Origin of the sequence: Streptomyces sp. HUAS TT7 (assembly GCF_051550175.1) — a bacterium.
Classification (GTDB): domain Bacteria; phylum Actinomycetota; class Actinomycetes; order Streptomycetales; family Streptomycetaceae; genus Streptomyces.
Genome location: NZ_CP196175.1, coordinates 8,851,450 through 8,869,388 on the forward strand (window position 1 = coordinate 8,851,450; position 17,939 = coordinate 8,869,388).

A 17,939-nucleotide genomic window follows, 5' to 3' on the forward strand; every position below is an offset into this window, starting at 1 on the left:
CCGTGACGGCGAGGGTGGGGCGACTGGTGCCGGACGGGTTGTGGAGTTGTTCCACTCGTGGTTACCGGCTCCTGCCGGTTGAGCCGGGGGCGCACCACAGCGGTCGTCGGCCGGAGGCGCGGCTGCGCACAAGGCCCGGGGCTTGTACCGCAGACGCGGTTCAAGTCCCGGGCCGAGGGTCTGTGGACCCGGTGAACGCTCTCACCCGGCCACGTCGCTGACGCTCAGTGCGCGGCGGCGGTCACCGGCACAGGGGCAGCGGAGCCGGCCCCTGCCACGGTGTTGCCTTTGCCGCCACTCTCCGCGTAAGCGACCAATCCCGCGAATGCGCTGTTCCACACGACTCCGTAGGACGGGAAGGGGTTGACGCCGCCCTGCTGGAATCCGCCAATGCCGGCATACGCCGTGCCGGTGCTGTCGCTGAGCGGACCGCCGGACCCTCCGTCAGCGAAGGTGCAGTTGAGCTCCAGCTGGCTGTTGTCGCCGTTGAACCGGGTCGCCGGCGCGTTGCACGCGCGGGGGTCCTTGTAGTCGTGCGGGTAGCCGATGGTGTAGGTGGGGGTTGAGGCCGCGTTCACGCCTTGCGAGGTCTTCCACTTGTGGATCCCGACCACGTTCCCGATGTGTGCGCCGTCGGAGCGCGGCTTGATCACGTAGACCCCGAAGTCGGCGTCGGGGGCGTGACCGTCGTGCCAGTGCCTGGTGACGTAGCCGATGCTCTGAACCGACCAGGCGGCATGCTGTCCGCTGGAGTTGTCGTTCGGCACGAACTTGTCGGGGGTCGGGGCGTTGACCCAGATCCCGGGCGGCCCGCCGAAGGCGTGGTTCGTGCTGTTGTAGATGCAGTGGCCGGCGGTGGCGACGATGTCGGGGCCGATCACCGTGCCGGTGCAGTTCCAGTGCACGGGCCCGAGGTGGTAGTAGAGCTTGCCGACGGTCGGCTCGCCCGAGGTGGTCCGGGTCGTCCCGCCGTCGGACGGGGTAAAGCTCTGCGCCATGATGCTGGGACTGGTACCAGGAGCCATGCCCAGGCCCGTGGAGACACCGCCGGCCGGCTTGTCCTGCGTGATCCACAGAGCGCCGGTGTTGGCCTGGAACGCGATCCCCGGCACCCCCGAACCGCTGACCGTGTAGCTCGGGCTCGTGCCGCGCATCATGCCCAGGTGCAGGTCGGTGCCGGCGGTGGTGCCCGGCGTGATCCACAAGTTGCCGGTGTTGGCCTGGAACGCGATACCGAAATGGCTCTTGTTGTTGTAGTTCCTGGTGATGCTGGGGCTGGTGCCGTTCATCATGCCCAGGTGCAGATCGGTGCCGGCGGTGGTGCCCGGCGTGGTCCACAGGTCGCCGGTATTGGCCTGGAACGCGATCTCGACGTCGGGCCCGCCGGTGGAGGCGATGCTGGGGCTGGTGCCGCGCATCATGCCCAAGTGCAGGTCGGTACCCCGTCCGGTTTCCGAGTTGTAGCGCCACAGATCGCCGTTGTTGGCCTGGAACGCAACGTCGTACTCGATGTGGCCCGCGCTGTCGTAGTGGGCAACGATGCTGGGGCTGGTGCCGCGCATCATGCCCAGGCCCGTGTTGACGGTGTGTCCGTTCCCGGTGACCCACAGGTTGGTGGTGTTGGCCTGGAACGCGGTCCAGTAGACGCTGGTGTCCCGCCCCTGGCAGACGCTGCTCATGCTGGGGCTGGTGCCGCGCATCATGCCCAGGCCCGTGTTGACGGTGTGTCCGTTCCCGGTGATCATCCACAGGTCGGTGGTGTTGGCCTGGAACGCGGTCTCGCCACCGCTCCCGTTGCACCCGCCGAGCGCGGTGCTGGGGCTGGTGCCACGCATCATGCCCAGGCCCGTGTTGGTGGAGCCGGGCGCCGTTCCCCCCGACTCCCACAGACTGGTGGTATTGGCCTGGAACGCGATGGTGAACGTGTCTGCCGGAAACGCCGCGACAGCGCTGCTGGCGGATGCCGGCGCGGCGCTCAGGACCGGAAGCAGCCCGGCTGCCGCGACAGCAGGACCCATCAGGACGGGTACTAGCCGACCCAGCGCCCCGCGGCGCGGCGTTCCCGTGGCGCTCTTCGGCGCCCCGTGCCTTCTTGACCTCATCATTATTGTCCCCCGTTGCTCGTGACCGTACTTCGGCTCAGATCGGCCGTGCTGACGCGGCTGGGCGTGGCCGCCGGCCGGTGAGATGCTGCGGCCCTGCTGGCCCCCGGTCAGCCATGAGCCCGGGCTACTCCCGTAGTTGGGCCTGGGCTACTCCGGTAGTGGTGACAGCGGCGACGGCCATCGTCGCGACCACCACCGCTGCCTTGACCGAACGCTTCAATGCTGTTCCTTTCGTTGCGCGGGAACAGCTGAGTGCCCCACGGCGACGCTATGGGCACGGGGCCTTCGGCCGTCCTAGATTCGTCCTAGTGCCAGGTCAGCCAGGGGATCGGCGCTGATCGCGGCCAGCATCTCGGCCTGGCACCGTCCGTCGAGCCGGACCCCGCGTCCGGTGACCTGTGCGACACCGCCCCACCTCCGCCCCACCTCCGCCACGCTCCGCTGCCGATCCTCTTCGCCCCGCTGACGGTGGGGAACACACCCGAAGAGCAGGCCGCGCAGGGTCTCACGTCCTGTGGAGGGCCCCCTCCACAGGACCCTCCACGCAGGACGAACTCCAATGTCACCGGATCGTGACGCCTGGTGGGAGCATCCGGTCGGAGTTCCGGTCGGAGGCCGCGGGTGGACTCTGGGCATGGAACATGCGCACCACGCCTTGCCCCTCGCCCCGTACCCGGACGCAGCCCAGCGTCCGGGCTCCGCGCTCGCCGACTTCCGGCAGCCTGCCGTGGTTTCGGCGGGAGGCTCGCGATGAGCGGCTATGGGGCGGGGATCCGGCGCGGCGTGATGGCGGGCGACCGTTTCACCCAGATCTCCAACGCCCTCTTCCGAGACCCGAGGATCAGCTTCAAGGCCAAGGGCCTGTTCGGGCTGATCTCCACTCACCGGGACGGCTGGCGGGTCACGGTCGCCGAGCTCGCCAAGTGCGCCACCGACGGACGGGACGCGGTCAGCAGCGGCCTCAAGGAGCTGGAGCAGCACGGCTACTTGACCCGGGACCGCGCGCGGAATCAGGACGGGACGCTCGGCGAGGCCGTCTACTCCATCACCGACATGCCCGCCCATCTGTACGACCTGCTGGGGGACGCTGCCCCCACCGTCCTGGTGCCGCAAACACGCAGGTCGCAGCCAATGACGGGAAATCCAGCACTGGATAACCCTGCGCAGGCTGATCCGGCACCAAAGAAGACCAAGGGAAAGAAGACCAACAGGCAGAACACCAACTCCGTCCATCCGTCCGTCCGTACCGCGCCCGCGCGCGAACATGACGACGGCCCGGAACCCACCGGACGGCCACCGGCGCCGGACCCGATCGAAGTCACCGAGGGCGTGCAGTTCCTGCTCGCCCTCGCCGCCCAGCACCCCGAACTGCTGCTGACCGGACCGGCCCTGCGCGACCAGGGCGCGGTGGTCGCCGTTCTCCTGGAAAGCGGCTGGAGCACCGAGCAACTCCAGCACGTCATCGCCGGCCGCCCGCTGCCCTCCCCTATCCGTACGTCGGTCGGGGCGATCATCGCCGCCCGGCTCCGCGCCGCCCAGAGCACACCGGCGCCCCACTCAGCCCAGCGAGACGTCGGCGAACCGGTGAGTCCGCAGGGGGCTGCCGACCGGTCGCTAGCCGAAGCCCTGGCCCGCCGGGTGCATGTCGAATGCGCCGGATGCGGCAACCCGAGCCCGGTCCCGGGCGAGGACCTCTGCCCGGCCTGCCTCAACTGGCCGCTGTGCACCACCTGCAAGGGCCCCACACCACGCCGCGCCCACCCGAGCGGCAACGGCCGCTGCACCGCCTGCGCCCTCGCCGCCGCACCGCCCTGGGACCCGGCGGCCACAAGCGGCACGTGAACCTCCCCCACCCATTTCCCCAACGGACTGAGGAGATCATGACCACCGAACCCCGCCACCCCCTGCCGGAGCCGGAGCTGCGCCCCTTCGCCACTGAACCTGGGCGCTGGCGGCGTGAACTCCGGCGGACCCAGGCCCGGCTCACGGCCGCGGCCTTCGACGGAGGCCCTGACTACCGCCGGGAGGGCCACCGTGGGGAAGAGCTCGCCCGGATCGATGAGCGCACCGAGTGGGGATGGCTGCGCTGGCCGGCCCCGCTGTCCGAGGATCCGCCGGTGGTGCCGCTACAGATCGTTGTGCTGTCGCCGATGCCGTCCCGTGCCGCGCGGCTGGCCGGCCGTTGGCTCACCCGGCGTCCGCCTCTGCGGATCTACTTCGACGCGCGCTGCCGGTTCTGGGTCACCAGCACCACCGTGCTCGCCGCCTTCCTTTCGCTGACCTGGGTGGGCGCGGCGATGGCCAAGGGACTGCCGGCCGACGTCGGCGTGCCCTTGATGCTGCTCATCCCGGCACTCGCCGAGCATGTGCCCGGGCGCCTGGACGCGCGGGCCCGCGCGTATGTACGGATCGTCCAGGGCGAAGCCGCCCTGGGGCAGATGCAGCGCTTCGCCGCCCTCCACCAGAGCATCCAGGCCGCCGACGACCACGCCACCCCCGAACTCGATCGGGCGGTTGCACTTGGCCACCATCTGCTCTGGAACCTCGCCAGCCTGCTCACCCAGCGACCCGGAGCTCCCGCCCGCGAGCAGCTCCTTTCCAGCGAGCGGCTGCTTACCCGCCTGGCCCGCCAAGCCACGGCGACCAGGGCCGCGAAGGAGGAGCGGGACCATCTCGTCGCGCGCATCCCCGGAGCCGGCACGGCCGGAGCCGGCGGGCAGCCCGTCGAGAGCGAGCCGGCGGTGACCCTCCTGCCGGAGGCGCTGATCGAGGAGGCGACCGACGCGCTGGGCCAGGCGGAGACGGCATACCGCGCCGCCACGGCCAAGATCCGCCAGCTGGATCGCACGGTCCGCCCCGGGCAGACCGGGCCGGTGCGCCAGAACGGCGCCGGACCGAGAGCGACGCCCATCCGCATGACCGAATGATAGAAGCTTGCTATCATTCACTCATGCTGTACTCGATGCCGCTCCTCGCTCCCGCCGATCTCCAGGTCCTGGAGCAGGTCGACGCCATGCGGGACCAGCTGCGCCACGCGGTGCAGCAGGCTCCCATGAAGTGGACCCTCGATCTGCGCAAGGCGCTGACCGCGAGTGCGATCGCCGCCTCCAACACGATCGAGGGCTACCGGGTCGACGCCGCCGACGTGGCCGACCTGATGGACGGCGAGCGCGAGGGGGTGGACGCGAGCGAGGAGAACAAGGCCGAGACGCTTGCCTACCAGCAGGCCATGACCTACATCCAGTCCCTCCACGACGTCGAGGACTTCCACTACAACAAGGAACTCCTCAACGCACTGCACTGGATGCTCCAGGGCCACCACCACCCGCTGAAGACCGCGGGCCAGTGGCGCAAGACCTCCATCCGCATCACCGCCCCCGGCGACGAGCTCGCCACCGACTACGAAGGCCCCGACCAGGACCTGGTGCCCCATCTGATGGGCGAGTTCGTGGACTGGCTCAACGACGGCGACCTGGACCACCACGTGCTGATCCGGGCGGCCATGGCCCACCTGAACCTGGTGAAGATCCACCCCTGGTCGGACGGCAACGGACGGATGTCCCGCTCCCTGCAGACCCTCCTCATCGCCCGCGGCGGCGTCCTGGCCCCCGAGTTCTCCTCCATCGAGGAATGGCTGGGCATGCCCGGCAACACCTGGGAGTACTACAAGGTGCTGCGCGAGGTCGGCGGCCCCGTCTGGTCCCCCGAACGCGACACCCTGCCGTGGATCAAGTTCAGCCTCCTCGCCTACCACCAGCAGGCCCAGCGCGTGCAGTTCCGCGTCGACCGCTCCAACGGCTGCTGGATGCAGCTCATGGACGCCATGGACGAACTCGGCCTGAGCGAGCGGCAGATGACCGCCCTGCACGAGGTCGCGATGACGGGCCGGGTCCGGCGCTCGCGCTACGAGAAGGCCGAAGCCATCAACACCCAGCAGGCCACCCGCGATCTCCAGGCCCTGACCAAGGCTCAGGTCCTCACGGCGGTCGGCCAGACCAAGGGCCGCCACTACACCGCCGGCCCCCGCTTCCCTCAGGACGTCCTGGCCACCGCCCGACGGCCCCACACCATCGTCGACCCGTACGCCACGTAGCGAGCAGTCGCTCCGCCAAGTGTCAGCCGGCGGCGGGGAGTTTGCGCCCGGTGAGCTTCCCGTCGGGGGCGAGGGTGAAAGCAGTGGTGCGGCTTTCGTATGAACGTGCGGGAATCCTTGGATCGGGACATCGGCTCGAACCCACAGAAGTTCACTCTCGGTAGAGCATGCGATTGCGGACTGTGGTGAGCAATCGGATAATGAGTCTGTTCCCCTGACAGGACACTCACACGAGGAGTCCCTGCCCATGCGCAGCAACAAGCTCATCTCCATAGCCACGGCAGCCGCCTGTGGTGTGACTGTCTTGGGCGCCGCAGCCCCGGCCCTGGCTGTGAACGCATCACGCCAGTCCATCAACGTGGCGCACTCCGTACCGGCGGCGGCAGCACAGCCCATGCCGCCGGACCCGATTGAGGAAATTCTTAATCAGCTTAAAAAGACATCTCTGCAAATCAACGGGGTGCTCTTTCAGCTTGGGAATTCTCTTCCAGAGGCGTTCACCGACGCAGTCCAAAAAATCCAAGATGAGCTCCTGCTTCCGTGACTGATCGGGTGACGGCGACAGGGTGCGCAACGCGCGAGGCTCCCGGACTGCTTCGCCGGGCCGCCTCCCCGGTTGACCTGATCGCCCCCTGTCGGCGGCCTGACTAGCGGATACTCCTCGCGATGGATCAGTCGAGGGAGTATGGGGATCGCCAGGGCACGCCGTGGTGGTAACGGATATCTGGTGGTCGAACTCTCGCCAGGCAACAAGACCGTGGACCGAAAACTCAAGCCGCTGCTGTATGCCGAGACCGCGATCCCGCACTACTGGCGCCTGGAATTCGACCCGGCCCCCGCCTGATCATCAGCGAACTCGACAGCGGCCGGTACACGGAAACCGCCATCGCGCTCCCCGGGACCGTGACCCGGACCGAGGCCCCGTTCACCTTCGAGATCGACCCCGCCGGGCTCGCCCGGCAGTAGCACCGGACGGCTGCAGGTCCCACGGCGGTACTTCCACCGAGCCCTGGACACGCCCGCCCAGTCGGCTGCCCCGCTTGCGACACCGCGCGCCAGGAGCCGCTGACAGGGGCCCGGCCATTTCGCGCAGGCCCCGAAGCCAATGCCGCCCGTCGAGCGGAGCTACTCGGTGCGGGGCTGGACGCCGTACTCGTAGGCGACTTCCCACCGGACGTCGGGGACGACGATGTCGGCGGTTTCCACGGGGCGGCCGTCGGTGTCGTAGTAGGTGCGCTCGATGACCAGGACGAGGTCGCCGAGGCTGATGCCGAGCAGGTTGGCCTGCGTCTGTGTGGCACGGGCGGGCCGGGGAACCTCGACCGCGTCAGCGACGGTGATCCCGATGGACTGCATCCGTTCGACAACGCCCTTGCCGGCCATCGGCCCCATCTCCGGCAGCAACACCGGCGTATCCCCGGTGATCGCCATAGGCTCCCAGCTGACGGAGGTCTGTACGGGCTGGCCGTCGGCGAGGAACTCATAGGCGGTGCGCACGCAGAGGTCCCCCGGGGCGACGCCGAGCCGTTGCGCGATCTCGTCCGGGGCGGGCGTACGGGCCTGTGTATGGGCATCCCAACTGCCGTTGATGCCCAGCTCGGCCATGTCGGCCTCGAACGGGCTGCCTCCACGCCGCTCCCGGTGACGGGAGCGGACCAGGCGCCGCCGCTCGCGCGGCACCCGCACGTAGGTGCCGACGCCCGCCCGGCCCTCAAGAAGCCCCTCGATGATCAGACGCTCCTGCGCCTTCTGGAGGACGTTGGGACCGACCTTGTAGTGGGCGGCGAGCTGGGCGCGGGAGGGCAGCTTGTCGCCGACGGTCCATTCCCCGGCGGCCAGTCTGCGGCGCAGATCGTCGGCGACCTTCTGATGGGGCGGCGGCTCGTCGGGGACCATGCGGGATCTCCGTACTGCTCGGAACGACGGTGGTGGGGCGGGTGCTGACGTCCCGATTGACAAGCTAATGCATTAGGAACAAACTAATGCATTAGCACTACGTTATGTGATCAACCGCGTGCGGGGGGACTTGTGAACTCGTCGGCGAGGACCGCGGCCACCGCGCTCGCTTCGATGCTGAAAGCCGAACTCGGCACGACCCCCCGCACTGACGAGACCCCCGACCTGATCCGCATAGAGGCCGACGTGCCCGACGACCTGAGCGAGACGGCCCACACCAGGCTGCTCGCCACCCTCACCGCCGCGGCCGTCCGCTTCGGACACGACCTGACCGGTGAAAACAAGAGGTCGGTCTTATGGGTCGAGGTCGACCGGAGGAACGAACCGTGACCCTTCCCGGCTCTCCCGCAAAGGCCCCGCAGCACCACCGCGTCGCCGTCGGCCACGAGGCCGAGACGCCGGTGCCGCTGGATGCCGTCGAAATCAGCGCGACGATCGCCACCATCCTGGAACCCCGCTCCCGAGTGCCCTCCCGGGAGACGAGCACCCGCTGGCACCAGCGCCTGCGCGAGTATCTGAGCCTGCTCACCGCCATCATGGCCGAACGCATCGAGTCCGCGCCCTACGCGGGCACCCCGCACGCCGAACTCGTCGCGCTCGCCCTCCTCTTCATCCGCGACAAAGCCGCGGCCGGCCTGCCCGGCGACCCCGAACTCGCCCACGGCGCGGTGTGCGACCTCGCCCGCCAGTGCCGCACACTCCTCGGCCTGGTTGCTGACGAACCAGCAGGCCTGCAGTGAGCGCATACGCAGAGGGCACCACGGCAGACACCGGCGCCCCCAATGCCAGTGAGCAGCGCGCCATGAGCAGCCACACCGCACAGTCGGCACGCACTACCCACGCTGCGCGGCGAACCCGTAGCGGATCCACAGGTGCGCTGACCGACACTGCCCGTCCGGCCCTGAGTAGGGTCATTCCGCCTGGAGTCCTCGATGGCGATTGCCCCGCGGGCCTCAAGGTTCTCGCCACGCCGGAACGGGCAGTCCTGAACCTCTTGGTCATCGGCGGGACAGACGGCTCCATGGCCAAGGCGCTCGGCGCGGGGGCTGACGAAGTGTCGTGGTGCGTCCGTAAGTTGATCAAGCGGGTGGGGCATCAGACGACGCGAGCTGGTCTTGTCGCCCTCGCGCTACGCCACCACCTGGTCGCCCCACCTGAACCTCCGCACCCCGGGCAGCTTCCGGACGATGTGATGGCGCTGCTGTGGTCGACGGCCGCGGGACGGACCTTCAAGACCTTTGCGAAGGAACGGGGTGTCTGGGAGGCGGAGCGGATCCGTGCCGACTTACGGGGCCGACTCTGGGCCAACCTGCATCCCGAGCAGCCGCCGACGGCTCCGCTGACTCCCGGGCACACCGTGTACCTGGCCTGGCCCGCCCTGGCAGCAGAAGCCGGATGGAGCCCGGTTTAACGGCGGTGTCGAGGTACAGACCTTGTTCCTCAGCCACGTACATACGGACGAGGTCGACCGTTCGGCCGTCAAACGGCCAGGGGTCGCCAGCACTGCTCGGGGTCTATGTCAGCACCTGAGGCCGATGATGCCCCACCCGCGCACCGCAGCTTCGGTGACTACCTCCCCCCATTCGGTGACGAGGGCGGCAAACGACGAGAAGTCGTTGATCCGCCCCGTGGGTTCGGCGACGTGCTGTTCGAAGGGTTCGCGTAGGGACGGCAGGCCGGGCTCGACCTGGGTCCAGAAGTGCTGGAGGGCTGTTACGTCCTCGGGGAGGAGCCATCGCATGGCCTCTGGGCACCAGTGGTTCTCCCGTCCGGGGACGGCGGGGGTGAACGGAGGGTCTGCGGACTCCCAGTTGTATTCGCCCCAGAACAGTGGAGCACTGAACTCGTCAAGTGCTGTGCGGAGCTCGGGGCGGACGAACTTTCGCATCTTGTCCCAGCGTTCACCGGCCCAGAAGTGCGGCTTGTACGAGGTGAGGGTGTTGCGGAACTCGTAGCGTGCGTACCAGGGGCTGTTCTCGGTGTCCGGCCAGGTCCAGCCTTCCGGCTGGGCGGCCTCCCAGTCGTCGTCACTGCCGAACGCAGCGGTCTCCACCAGGTCGGCCTTCACCTCGGCCGGCGCCGCTTCTATGTACGTGCAGTCGATGATCAGGAGTTCCATGCACAGGCCCATGCAGCGAGCGTAGATCAGCTCTTTGCGGCATCCGGCTGCAGGCATGCACTTCAGCCCCCGCCCCTTTTGGTTGTCGCGGAGCAGCTGGCCTGTCGCGCAGCCACGCCCCTGGGGAGCCGGGCGGCCCCAGCTTTCCGGCGCTCGCGCGACCGCCCTGGAGGGTGGGGACGTGCCCCGTATCTCGCTGGCTCGCTGGCCGGGTTGGGGTGTGCGCCGACAGGCGGCACGACGCAGCCGTCGCTGTCGGCTGCCAGTGCCCGTTCTCCTGGCAACCGACAGTCGCTTCGTAGGAGGGGGGACGCGTTGTTGATCAGGTGAGTCGGGCGTGTGCGTATTCGCGGAGTTCGACGATCGGGCGCTCGCTGCGTTTGTCCAGGCGTGCGATGAGGGCGGAGACGTGGTCGATGCAGCGTGCGGCTCCGGTGTCGAGTGCGGTGTCGAGTGCGGTGCGGGCATCGGCGGCGGCTGCGGCGGCGTCATGACGGTGGAGGGCGCCTTCGGCTCGGTAGGTCAGGAAGACGGCTTTGGTGCGGGCACGGCGTGGGTCCAGTTCGACCAGGCCGGTGCCGATGGCGGTGCTGGCACTGTGGGGGTCGCCGAGGTCGAGCCAGCAGCGTCCGGCGTCTGCGTTGACGTCTGCCACGGACATCCAGGAGACGACCGCGGGGGTCGACTCGGGGCGCATCTGTTCCAGTTCGTCTTGTGCGGAGGCGAGGGCGTGGGTGGTGCCGGAGCGGTCTTTGAGGACCGCGCAGGCACGGGCGCGGCGTACGTCGAGCAGGGAGCGGACGGCGGGTGTGCGGGTTCGGGAGCTGGCGTGTTCCAGGACGCGCAGGGCGTCGGAGGGGCGGGCGAGCCAGGTTGCCTGGTAGGCGAGGTCGGAAAGTGCCACTGCGGCCAGGTTCCTGTCGCCGGCCTGGTGGGCGGCGTGGACGGCGGCGTGCCAGTGTCGTTGGGCATCGGCGTGCCGGTCGGCGTCGAAGCGGAGCCAGCCGGCCCTATGGGCGAGGGCGGCTGCGACGGCGTGCAGGCGTCGCCCCTGGGGGAGGGTGCAGCGGTCTTGCGCGATGAGTTCGATCGCGGTGTGCAGGTGGGCGTCGATGAGCGCGGGGACGGGCGAGCCGGGCCCACAGGCCATCGCGTTGAGCTCGCCGGCGCGTTGTTCCAGCCAGGTCAGCAGTTCGGTGTCGAGGCCGCGGCCGTCGAGGGCGTGGCAGAGGTGACCGGGCTCGATGCGGGCCCAGTTCGCGGCCAGGTCGACTAACGCGCTGCTGCTGAAGACCAGGAAGGATCGTCGGTCCATGCGGTTGACCTGAACCTCTCTCAGGGCTGCTCGGCTTCCCGACGGGCTGAATGCGGCGGGCTGTTCGAAGACAGGCAGCCAGAGGGGCCACCTGAGCTGGGCGATGACCGGGGCGGGCACGTCCAGGAGGCGGGCGAGAAGAAGCTGGCTTTCCGGTTTGGGAGTGGTGCCGGTTTCCCAGCGCCAGATCCGGTTGCGGTCGATGCCGCTGCGCAGCCCAAGAGCCCCGGCCTGGGCGCGCAGAAGCCGGGCGAGGTCGTCCATCGACCAGTGACGCTGCCAGCGCAGATATGCCAGCGGATGCCGGTCCATGTCCATGCCGCCCCCGGAGTGTCAGCATCGGCTCCTTCTCGTTCCACCATGCCGCAACGGACAGCGATGCGCGGGCGGTTGGTTGGGCGAGCACACACAGGACACACAGTTTTCCCCTGGGGCGCGCGCGGGTGCGCTGCTGTTCTGGGAGCGTGCCGCACACCGGGCGCGGCCTCGACGCATAAAAGGGGTGGAGCTGCGTGAACACCGTGGACCGCTTTGTTGATCTGAAGGACGCGACGGTGACCGTGACGGGCGGCTTCGGCCTGGTCGGCAGCCGCATCGTGCACCGGCTCCGCGCCCTGGGCGCCAGGCCCATGGCCGTGGGCCGGCTGGACGCCTACGGCTCCTGCGTCTACTCCTCCGTCTTCAACATCTCCCCGCGCGACCCGGATGTGATCGTGGGCGACATCACCGATGCCCCGCTGATCGACGACCTGGTCAAAGGCAGCGACTTCGTCATCCACGCCGCTGCCCTGGCCGACGTCGCGGCCTGCACTCGGAATCCCGCGGCCGCCCTCACCGCCAACATTCACGGAACCCAGACCGTGCTGGATGCCGCGGCCCGGCACGCGGCCACGCTCCAGCGCCTGGTCTTCGTCTCGTCGGCGAGCGTCTACGGGCTCGGCTCCAGATCAGCAGACGGCACGGCCCGGTTCAGCGAGAGCGACCCGCTCACGCCGGGGTCGGTCTACGCCAACACCAAACTGTGGGGCGAGCACCAGAGTGCCTTGGCCCTGAGCGGTGCGGCCGACTCGTACGCGATCGTGCGGTACTTCTCGGTCTATGGCGAGCCGCAGGTGGTGAAGGAGAACAGCCACAGCTGGGTGGTGGCCTGGTTCGCGATGCGAGCCGCGCTCGGCCTGCCCCTGCACCTCAACGGCGGCGGCGCCCAGGTCCGCGACTTCGTGCACGTCGACGACATCGCGCACGCGACCCTGCTTGCCGCCGTCACCGGCGCCGCGCACCGGGCGACGCTCAACGTCGGCACGGGACAGGCCACCTCCATCCGACGCGTCGCGGACCTGGTGCGCCGCCACTACCCCGAGGCACGGCTGATCGAGACGCCCCGGCCGCAGGACGACCCGCTCGGAGGCTGCGCGGACACCACGCGGATGCGCCAACTGCTCGGCTGGGCGCCCCAGGTGTCCGTCGAAGACGGGGTGGACCGCTATGTGCGCTGGCTGGAACAGACCCCCGAGGCCATCCCTGCCTGGCTGCGCACCGCTGCCCAGACCGAGGCCCCGGCCGCGGCATGAAGGGGTCAGATCACGGGCGGTCGGCCGAGGCGGGCCAGTTTCCACACGGTGCGCCAGCGCATCGGCTTGCGCCGCCCGCACTCGGTGCGCCATCCCTCGGCGAACCCGCCGAACCACGCCCTGAGCCCGCCAAGGCTGCGGGTGCGGGCCACCGTCAGCACCACCCACACGCCTAGATAGACCGGGACCAGGGGAGCCGGGAGGTGACGGCGGGCGAGGTAGACCCGGTTGCGCGCGTTGACCTGGTAGAAGAAGGCGTGCCGGGCCGGGGACGTGCGCGGGTGCTGCAACAGGAGCTGAGGCGCGTAGCGGACCCGCCATCCGGCGTCGATCGCCCGCCACGCCATGTCGGTTTCCTCGTGCGCGAAGAAGAAGGCGTCCGGCCAGTCGCCCACCTGGTTAAGCATCTTCTGCGACAGGACGTGCGCGCCGCCCAGGAACCCGGTCACCAACCCGCCGCGCATCGGGTCTGCGGCCCGCAGCCGCGGCACGTGCCGGCGCTGGGTCACGCCGGTCTCGTCCGCGATGCGGAAGCCGACGATGCCCAGCTCAGGTTCTGCCGCATAGAGCGTGTCGATGGTGGCGAAGACGTCGTCGGCAACCAGCAGGCCGTCGTCGTCCAGGTCGAGCACCAGGTCCATGTCGCGCAGGTGAGCCAGCGCCACGTTGCGGCCGCCGGTCACCCCGAGGTTCTCGCTCAGGTGAACTGTCTCGACCCAGGGCGGCAGTTCCGGCACCTCGCAGCCCTGCGCGACCACCACGGTCCGGGCCGCAGGAAGCGTCTGGCGATGGACCGAGGCCAGCAGATCCGCCAGCTCCTTGGGCCGCGTGCCCATGGTCAGGATCGCCACACCCAGCTTCACGCCCGCCCGCACCCATCTCTCGGTGGAAGGAACACCGTGTCCCCACGAGCCCCGCGGGCCCATGCCAGCCTGCGAGAACTCGCCCAGCAGCGCCGCCTGCCCGCCCACCAGCCCATGGACCACGTGACGCTGGAGTGGATTGTGAGCAACCGGCCGGCGAACTTCGACGCCGCACCCAGCTTCCCACGGCCCGGGCTGATGCTCGTACCTCCGTCTTCCTGGTTCACCCGCCAGGACCTTGCCACCGACTCCAACCACGGCGTGCGCCACAACGCCCGCGTCAGCCTGCTGGCCGCACTCCTGGCCCAGGAGCACCGGCTTGACGCAGACGACACGGCAGCAGCCTGCGCCGCGGGCGCCGTCCACGACTGCCGCCGGCGCAACGACCGCGACGACCCCGGCCACGGACAGCGCGCGGCCACCTGGCTCCTGCACAACGCCGACGCGGTCACCAACGCCCTCGGCCGCCCCGTGCCGCAAGAAGCCCTCCACCGCGCGGCGACAGCCATCGCCCTGCACGACGTGCCGCACGAACAGTTCACCGACCGGCAACAACGCGCCTACCGGGCATCCCCGCTGCTGGTGGACGTACTCAAGGCGGCCGACTGCCTGGACCGCTACCGCCTGCCGCTCCAGCGCTGGTGGCCAGACCCATCCCGACTACGCCGACCTCTGCCGCCCTGGGCCCCCGCTGCTGCCTTCGCCTTCGTCACCCGCAGCGAGCGGGCCCGCCTCGACGGCGCCGACAACGCCCACGCCCTGCACCACGCACACCAGACACTCACCCGCGGCCTGTAGGAGAACCCACCGTGGACACCGAACTCGACGACGCCCACACCGACCACACCCACGCACCGATCCGCCGGGCACCGTCCGGCCTCGCCCAGACCGAGACCGACTGGCAGCGCCACCTTCTCCACGACACCCCCAACGGCCGGCTCCTGACCGCCAACACCATGACCAAGACACTGACCAGCGGCCGCCCGATCCACCTGATGCACACCACGACCGCGCTCGACGCCATCCGCCGCAGCGGCCAGCTCCACGTCTCCTCCGGCTGCCTCGTCGCCGCCCTGTACTGCGCCCCACTGACACCCGAGCCCGCAGGCCTGCGCCCACACAACCTGGGCGCCTACCTCCTCCAGACCAAACCCCACACCCGAACCCTGACCATCCAGGTCACCCCCGCCCGCCCCGCCCCGGCCAAAGGCATCGACTACCTCCGCCTGGGCCGCATCCACCTGCGCAGCTACCTCCAACACCGCAGCTTCCTCACCGAGCCAGAAGACACCCGGCTGCGGCACACCGCCGAACAACAGATCCGCGCCACCGCCCCGTTCCTCGACCTGCTCCTGGCCAACGCCGCCGGCACCCGCACACCGCCGGCCGCCTTCGTCAACCAGCTCGCCGCCGCCGTACCGGGCCTGCCGTTCCTGGGATACCTGTACTTCGAGGTCCTCTCCGAGTACCTGATGCTGCACTCCACCAGCGCTGAGACCAGGCAATACGCCGAGGCCGGGGAGATGAACAACCGTCTGTACAAGCGGCTGGCTTTCTCGGCGGTGACCGGCATGGACAAGCTGTTCGACCTGTCCCGCTTCCACCCCGGCCACACCCGCCTGTGTGAACTCATCGCCCGCATCGAACCCCACCTGGTATCCGATGCCGCCGCCTACACCCGCGACCGCCTGGCCCACCTGTTCGCGGCCATCGCCCTCGCCCCCCACCAGGACGTAACCACCTACACCTTCCGCGAGGGGATGTTCGACGAACTCGCCCTGACCGCACCATCCCTGCTGGGGCAATCGGTCTTCCGCGAAATGCGGATCCTCGACAGGTACCCACAGCTCTACCTCGCCTTCGAGCAGGCCAAAGCCCTCCCGGCATGGAACTACTGGAACCGCAGCGGAATCGCGACGCCGTTCAACGGCTTCCTCCCCAAAGGAGAGATCGGCGTCAACCCCGCCTACCCCGACGCGGACATCAAGGTATGGCTCGCCGAGAGCTGCGGGCGCGGCCTCCTGCACCCCACCGAACAACTCGACGTCTCCTTCGTTCCACGCCTGGCCGACCTGGGCATGACTGCCATGCGCCGCGACGCCACCGGCAAAGCCGCCGGACACCCCGCCCCTGCCGGCGCACCCGCCCAATGAAGGCAACCTGCCTCGACGCCAGGAGACAGGCTCCAGCCCGGCAGCCCTACAGCTCCATGCGGTAGAACACCTTGTCGTTCTTCGGAGCCACGCCGTAGGCCTCGTAGAAGTGGAGTGCTGGCGGGTTGTCGGCATCCCCGGTCCACTCGATGCGTGAGCAGCCTGCCGCTGCTGCCTCGTCCTTCAGCCGGGCCATGAGCTGCTGGGCGATGCCGCGTCGTCGCGCGGGCTCTCGTACGTACAGCTCCTTGAGGTAGAGCGAGGTATCGGCCCCGGCTGCCGGCCAGAGCAGGGAGTAGGAGGCCAGGCCCAGTACCTGGTTGCCGTCGCGGGCGAGCAGGACGGTTGCGGCCGGGCGGTCGGCGAACAGGGCGGCCCGGATCTGGTTCACGTCACCGGGAGTCTCGGCGCCTCCGTAGTAGGCCTCGATCTCTCCGAGGATCTCCGAGATCGCATCGAGGTCTGCTTCGGTGGCTCGGGCGATTGCTACCGTCATCAGCTATCCCTCTCCCGCGGGTAGCGCCAGCACCTCCCGTAGCACTGTGCCTTCGGGCAGGGTCCGCGCGCCGGGGACTCTATCGGCCAGTTCACGCGCCCGGTAGATGATCAGCGGGCTCCGGTGTTCTTCCGGGAGTGCCACGATGGTGGCCGTGGCGTGGGCCGCGGCTGCGGCGGGGTCGCCGTCGATCGCGTGGCACATGGCCTGGTCGAGGCCGATGAACGCCCGGTCGGTGTGGTCGTCCAGTGGGTACAGCTCCAGGGCCCGCTCCTGCTCGGCACGGGCCCGCCCCGTCTGCCGTAGATGCGTCCAGGCGTTCCCGGCGTGGAAGCGCAGCTGCGACTCGGAGTACCCGAACGCCGACCCGGTGCGCAGCTCGCTGTCGAGCCGTTCAAGCGCCGCCTCTCCGGCCCGCAGCGCCATGGCTGTCTCGTCGCTTCGGCCGAGGCGGGCGTGGGCCCGTGCCTCCAGCGGAGCAGCCAGGGCAGGCCCGACGCAGGGCAGGCCGCCGGCCAGGTGGCGGGCGCGGCCGGCGAGTTCGACCGCGCCGTGCAGGTCGCCTCCGTAGTAGAGCTGGTAGGCCTCCTGCGCGTACATCCACGACAGGGTCGCCCGGTCCTCGGCGGCCGCGGCGGCTGCTCGTCCGGTGCGCCACCAGGTGCGGGCGGCGGGGTCGCCGAGCTTGAGCAGCGTGAGGGCCATGAGGCCGGACATCTGGGCGGCGGCCACCGTCAGGCGCCGTCGCACCGGGGCGGGGTGCCGGTGGGCCAGGAGCCGGTTGAGGTCGGCGAAGTCGGCGATCAGTTCGGGGAGTTGCTCGCGCTCGGCCCGGTAGCGGGTGGCCCGGCCGTGGCGGGCCACGGCGTACTCCACCTCCTCTATCGACGTCACCGTCAGCGGGCTCGCGGCGAGGGCGTCGAGGAGTCCGGCCTGGAGGGCGGCGGCCTGCGCGGACAGCGACGCCCCCGGTGGTGCGGCCGCCAGCGCGCGCAGTTCCCCATCCGCGCCGAGGGCGTCGTCGAGAGCCGCCGCCATCGCGGGAGACGGTGCCTTCCTGTCCTGTTCGAGGTCGCTGACGTAGCTCTTGCCGCAGTTCGCGAGGTGCGCCACGTCGCGTAGCGACCGGGTGCCGCGCAGGCGCCGGAGGGCCTGGCCGAACGACTCGTCCATGAGGTTCTTCCCGTGCTGTCCGTCGTGTCCGCCGGGCAGCGGACACGAGCGGACGCTCATTCCCTGTCCATCACGGTGCGTATCAGAAACGCTAC

General features: G+C 69.6%; 17 protein-coding genes. 10 read left to right on the forward strand and 7 right to left on the reverse strand.

Annotated elements, in window-relative coordinates:
* Positions 1–224: 224 nt before the first annotated feature.
* Positions 225–2,018 carry a trypsin-like peptidase domain-containing protein gene (locus ACSHXC_RS40320; protein WP_438296304.1) on the reverse strand — a complete coding sequence of 598 codons (1,794 nt, stop codon included), beginning with the start codon at positions 2,016–2,018 and terminating at the stop codon, positions 225–227.
* 837 nt (positions 2,019–2,855) lie between these two features.
* On the opposite strand from ACSHXC_RS40320, the gene ACSHXC_RS40325 reads away from it, so the two are divergent.
* From ACSHXC_RS40325 to ACSHXC_RS40340, 4 genes are all read left to right on the forward strand, one after another.
* On the forward strand, positions 2,856–3,947 hold the full coding sequence (locus ACSHXC_RS40325; RefSeq protein WP_438296305.1) for a hypothetical protein: 1,092 nt from the start codon (positions 2,856–2,858) through the stop codon (positions 3,945–3,947).
* A gap of 38 nt (positions 3,948–3,985) precedes the next feature.
* A complete protein-coding gene (locus tag ACSHXC_RS40330; RefSeq protein ID WP_438296306.1) occupies positions 3,986–5,032 on the forward strand; it encodes a hypothetical protein in 1,047 nt (348 codons plus the stop codon).
* 23 nt (positions 5,033–5,055) lie between these two features.
* Positions 5,056–6,198, forward strand: a complete 1,143-nt coding sequence (locus ACSHXC_RS40335) for a Fic family protein (RefSeq protein WP_438296307.1) — start codon at positions 5,056–5,058, stop codon at positions 6,196–6,198.
* Positions 6,199–6,445: 247 nt separating this feature from the next.
* Positions 6,446–6,742 carry a hypothetical protein gene (locus tag ACSHXC_RS40340; protein WP_438296309.1) on the forward strand — a complete coding sequence of 99 codons (297 nt, stop codon included), beginning with the start codon at positions 6,446–6,448 and terminating at the stop codon, positions 6,740–6,742.
* 581 nt (positions 6,743–7,323) lie between these two features.
* Here ACSHXC_RS40340 and ACSHXC_RS40345 read toward each other — a convergent pair.
* The gene (locus ACSHXC_RS40345) at positions 7,324–8,094 is read right to left on the reverse strand and encodes a GntR family transcriptional regulator (RefSeq protein ID WP_438296310.1); all 771 of its coding nucleotides are present in this window, start codon (positions 8,092–8,094) and stop codon (positions 7,324–7,326) included.
* Between the two features lie 132 nt (positions 8,095–8,226).
* On the opposite strand from ACSHXC_RS40345, the gene ACSHXC_RS40350 reads away from it, so the two are divergent.
* The 3 genes from ACSHXC_RS40350 (at position 8,227) to ACSHXC_RS40360 (ending at position 9,565) form a co-directional block, all read left to right on the forward strand.
* Entirely contained in the window at positions 8,227–8,484 is a 258-nt protein-coding gene (locus tag ACSHXC_RS40350) for a hypothetical protein (protein WP_438296312.1), read from the forward strand.
* Complete coding sequence (locus tag ACSHXC_RS40355) at positions 8,481–8,894, forward strand: DUF6415 family natural product biosynthesis protein (RefSeq protein ID WP_438296313.1); 414 nt, start codon at positions 8,481–8,483, stop codon at positions 8,892–8,894. The genes ACSHXC_RS40350 and ACSHXC_RS40355 overlap by 4 nt, the downstream gene beginning before the upstream one ends.
* Positions 8,895–9,175: 281 nt before the next feature.
* Entirely contained in the window at positions 9,176–9,565 is a 390-nt protein-coding gene (locus tag ACSHXC_RS40360; RefSeq protein WP_438296314.1) for a hypothetical protein, read from the forward strand.
* A 108-nt stretch (positions 9,566–9,673) separates the two neighbouring features.
* Here the strand turns inward: ACSHXC_RS40360 and ACSHXC_RS40365 are convergent, their stop codons facing one another.
* Both ACSHXC_RS40365 and ACSHXC_RS40370 read right to left on the reverse strand, forming a co-directional pair.
* Positions 9,674–10,285: a hypothetical protein gene (locus ACSHXC_RS40365; RefSeq protein WP_438296316.1), complete on the reverse strand. Its 612-nt coding sequence runs from the start codon at positions 10,283–10,285 to the stop codon at positions 9,674–9,676.
* Positions 10,286–10,595: 310 nt separating this feature from the next.
* The gene (locus ACSHXC_RS40370; RefSeq protein WP_438296317.1) at positions 10,596–11,906 is read right to left on the reverse strand and encodes a helix-turn-helix domain-containing protein; all 1,311 of its coding nucleotides are present in this window, start codon (positions 11,904–11,906) and stop codon (positions 10,596–10,598) included.
* Positions 11,907–12,100: 194 nt separating this feature from the next.
* On the opposite strand from ACSHXC_RS40370, the gene ACSHXC_RS40375 reads away from it, so the two are divergent.
* A complete protein-coding gene (locus ACSHXC_RS40375; protein ID WP_438296318.1) occupies positions 12,101–13,159 on the forward strand; it encodes an NAD-dependent epimerase/dehydratase family protein in 1,059 nt (352 codons plus the stop codon).
* A gap of 5 nt (positions 13,160–13,164) precedes the next feature.
* Here the strand turns inward: ACSHXC_RS40375 and ACSHXC_RS40380 are convergent, their stop codons facing one another.
* Entirely contained in the window at positions 13,165–13,995 is an 831-nt protein-coding gene (locus ACSHXC_RS40380; protein WP_438297084.1) for a glycosyltransferase family 2 protein, read from the reverse strand.
* Between the two features lie 63 nt (positions 13,996–14,058).
* Here ACSHXC_RS40380 and ACSHXC_RS40385 point away from each other — a divergent pair, with 63 nt between their 5' ends.
* On the forward strand, positions 14,059–14,820 hold the full coding sequence (locus ACSHXC_RS40385; RefSeq protein ID WP_438296319.1) for a hypothetical protein: 762 nt from the start codon (positions 14,059–14,061) through the stop codon (positions 14,818–14,820).
* Between the two features lie 11 nt (positions 14,821–14,831).
* Entirely contained in the window at positions 14,832–16,175 is a 1,344-nt protein-coding gene (locus tag ACSHXC_RS40390) for a hypothetical protein (RefSeq protein WP_438296320.1), read from the forward strand.
* A 46-nt stretch (positions 16,176–16,221) separates the two neighbouring features.
* Here the strand turns inward: ACSHXC_RS40390 and ACSHXC_RS40395 are convergent, their stop codons facing one another.
* Entirely contained in the window at positions 16,222–16,671 is a 450-nt protein-coding gene (locus ACSHXC_RS40395; RefSeq protein WP_438296321.1) for an N-acetyltransferase family protein, read from the reverse strand.
* Positions 16,672–16,674: 3 nt separating this feature from the next.
* A complete protein-coding gene (locus ACSHXC_RS40400) occupies positions 16,675–17,904 on the reverse strand; it encodes a helix-turn-helix domain-containing protein (RefSeq protein WP_438296323.1) in 1,230 nt (409 codons plus the stop codon).
* Positions 17,905–17,939 lie beyond the last annotated feature (35 nt).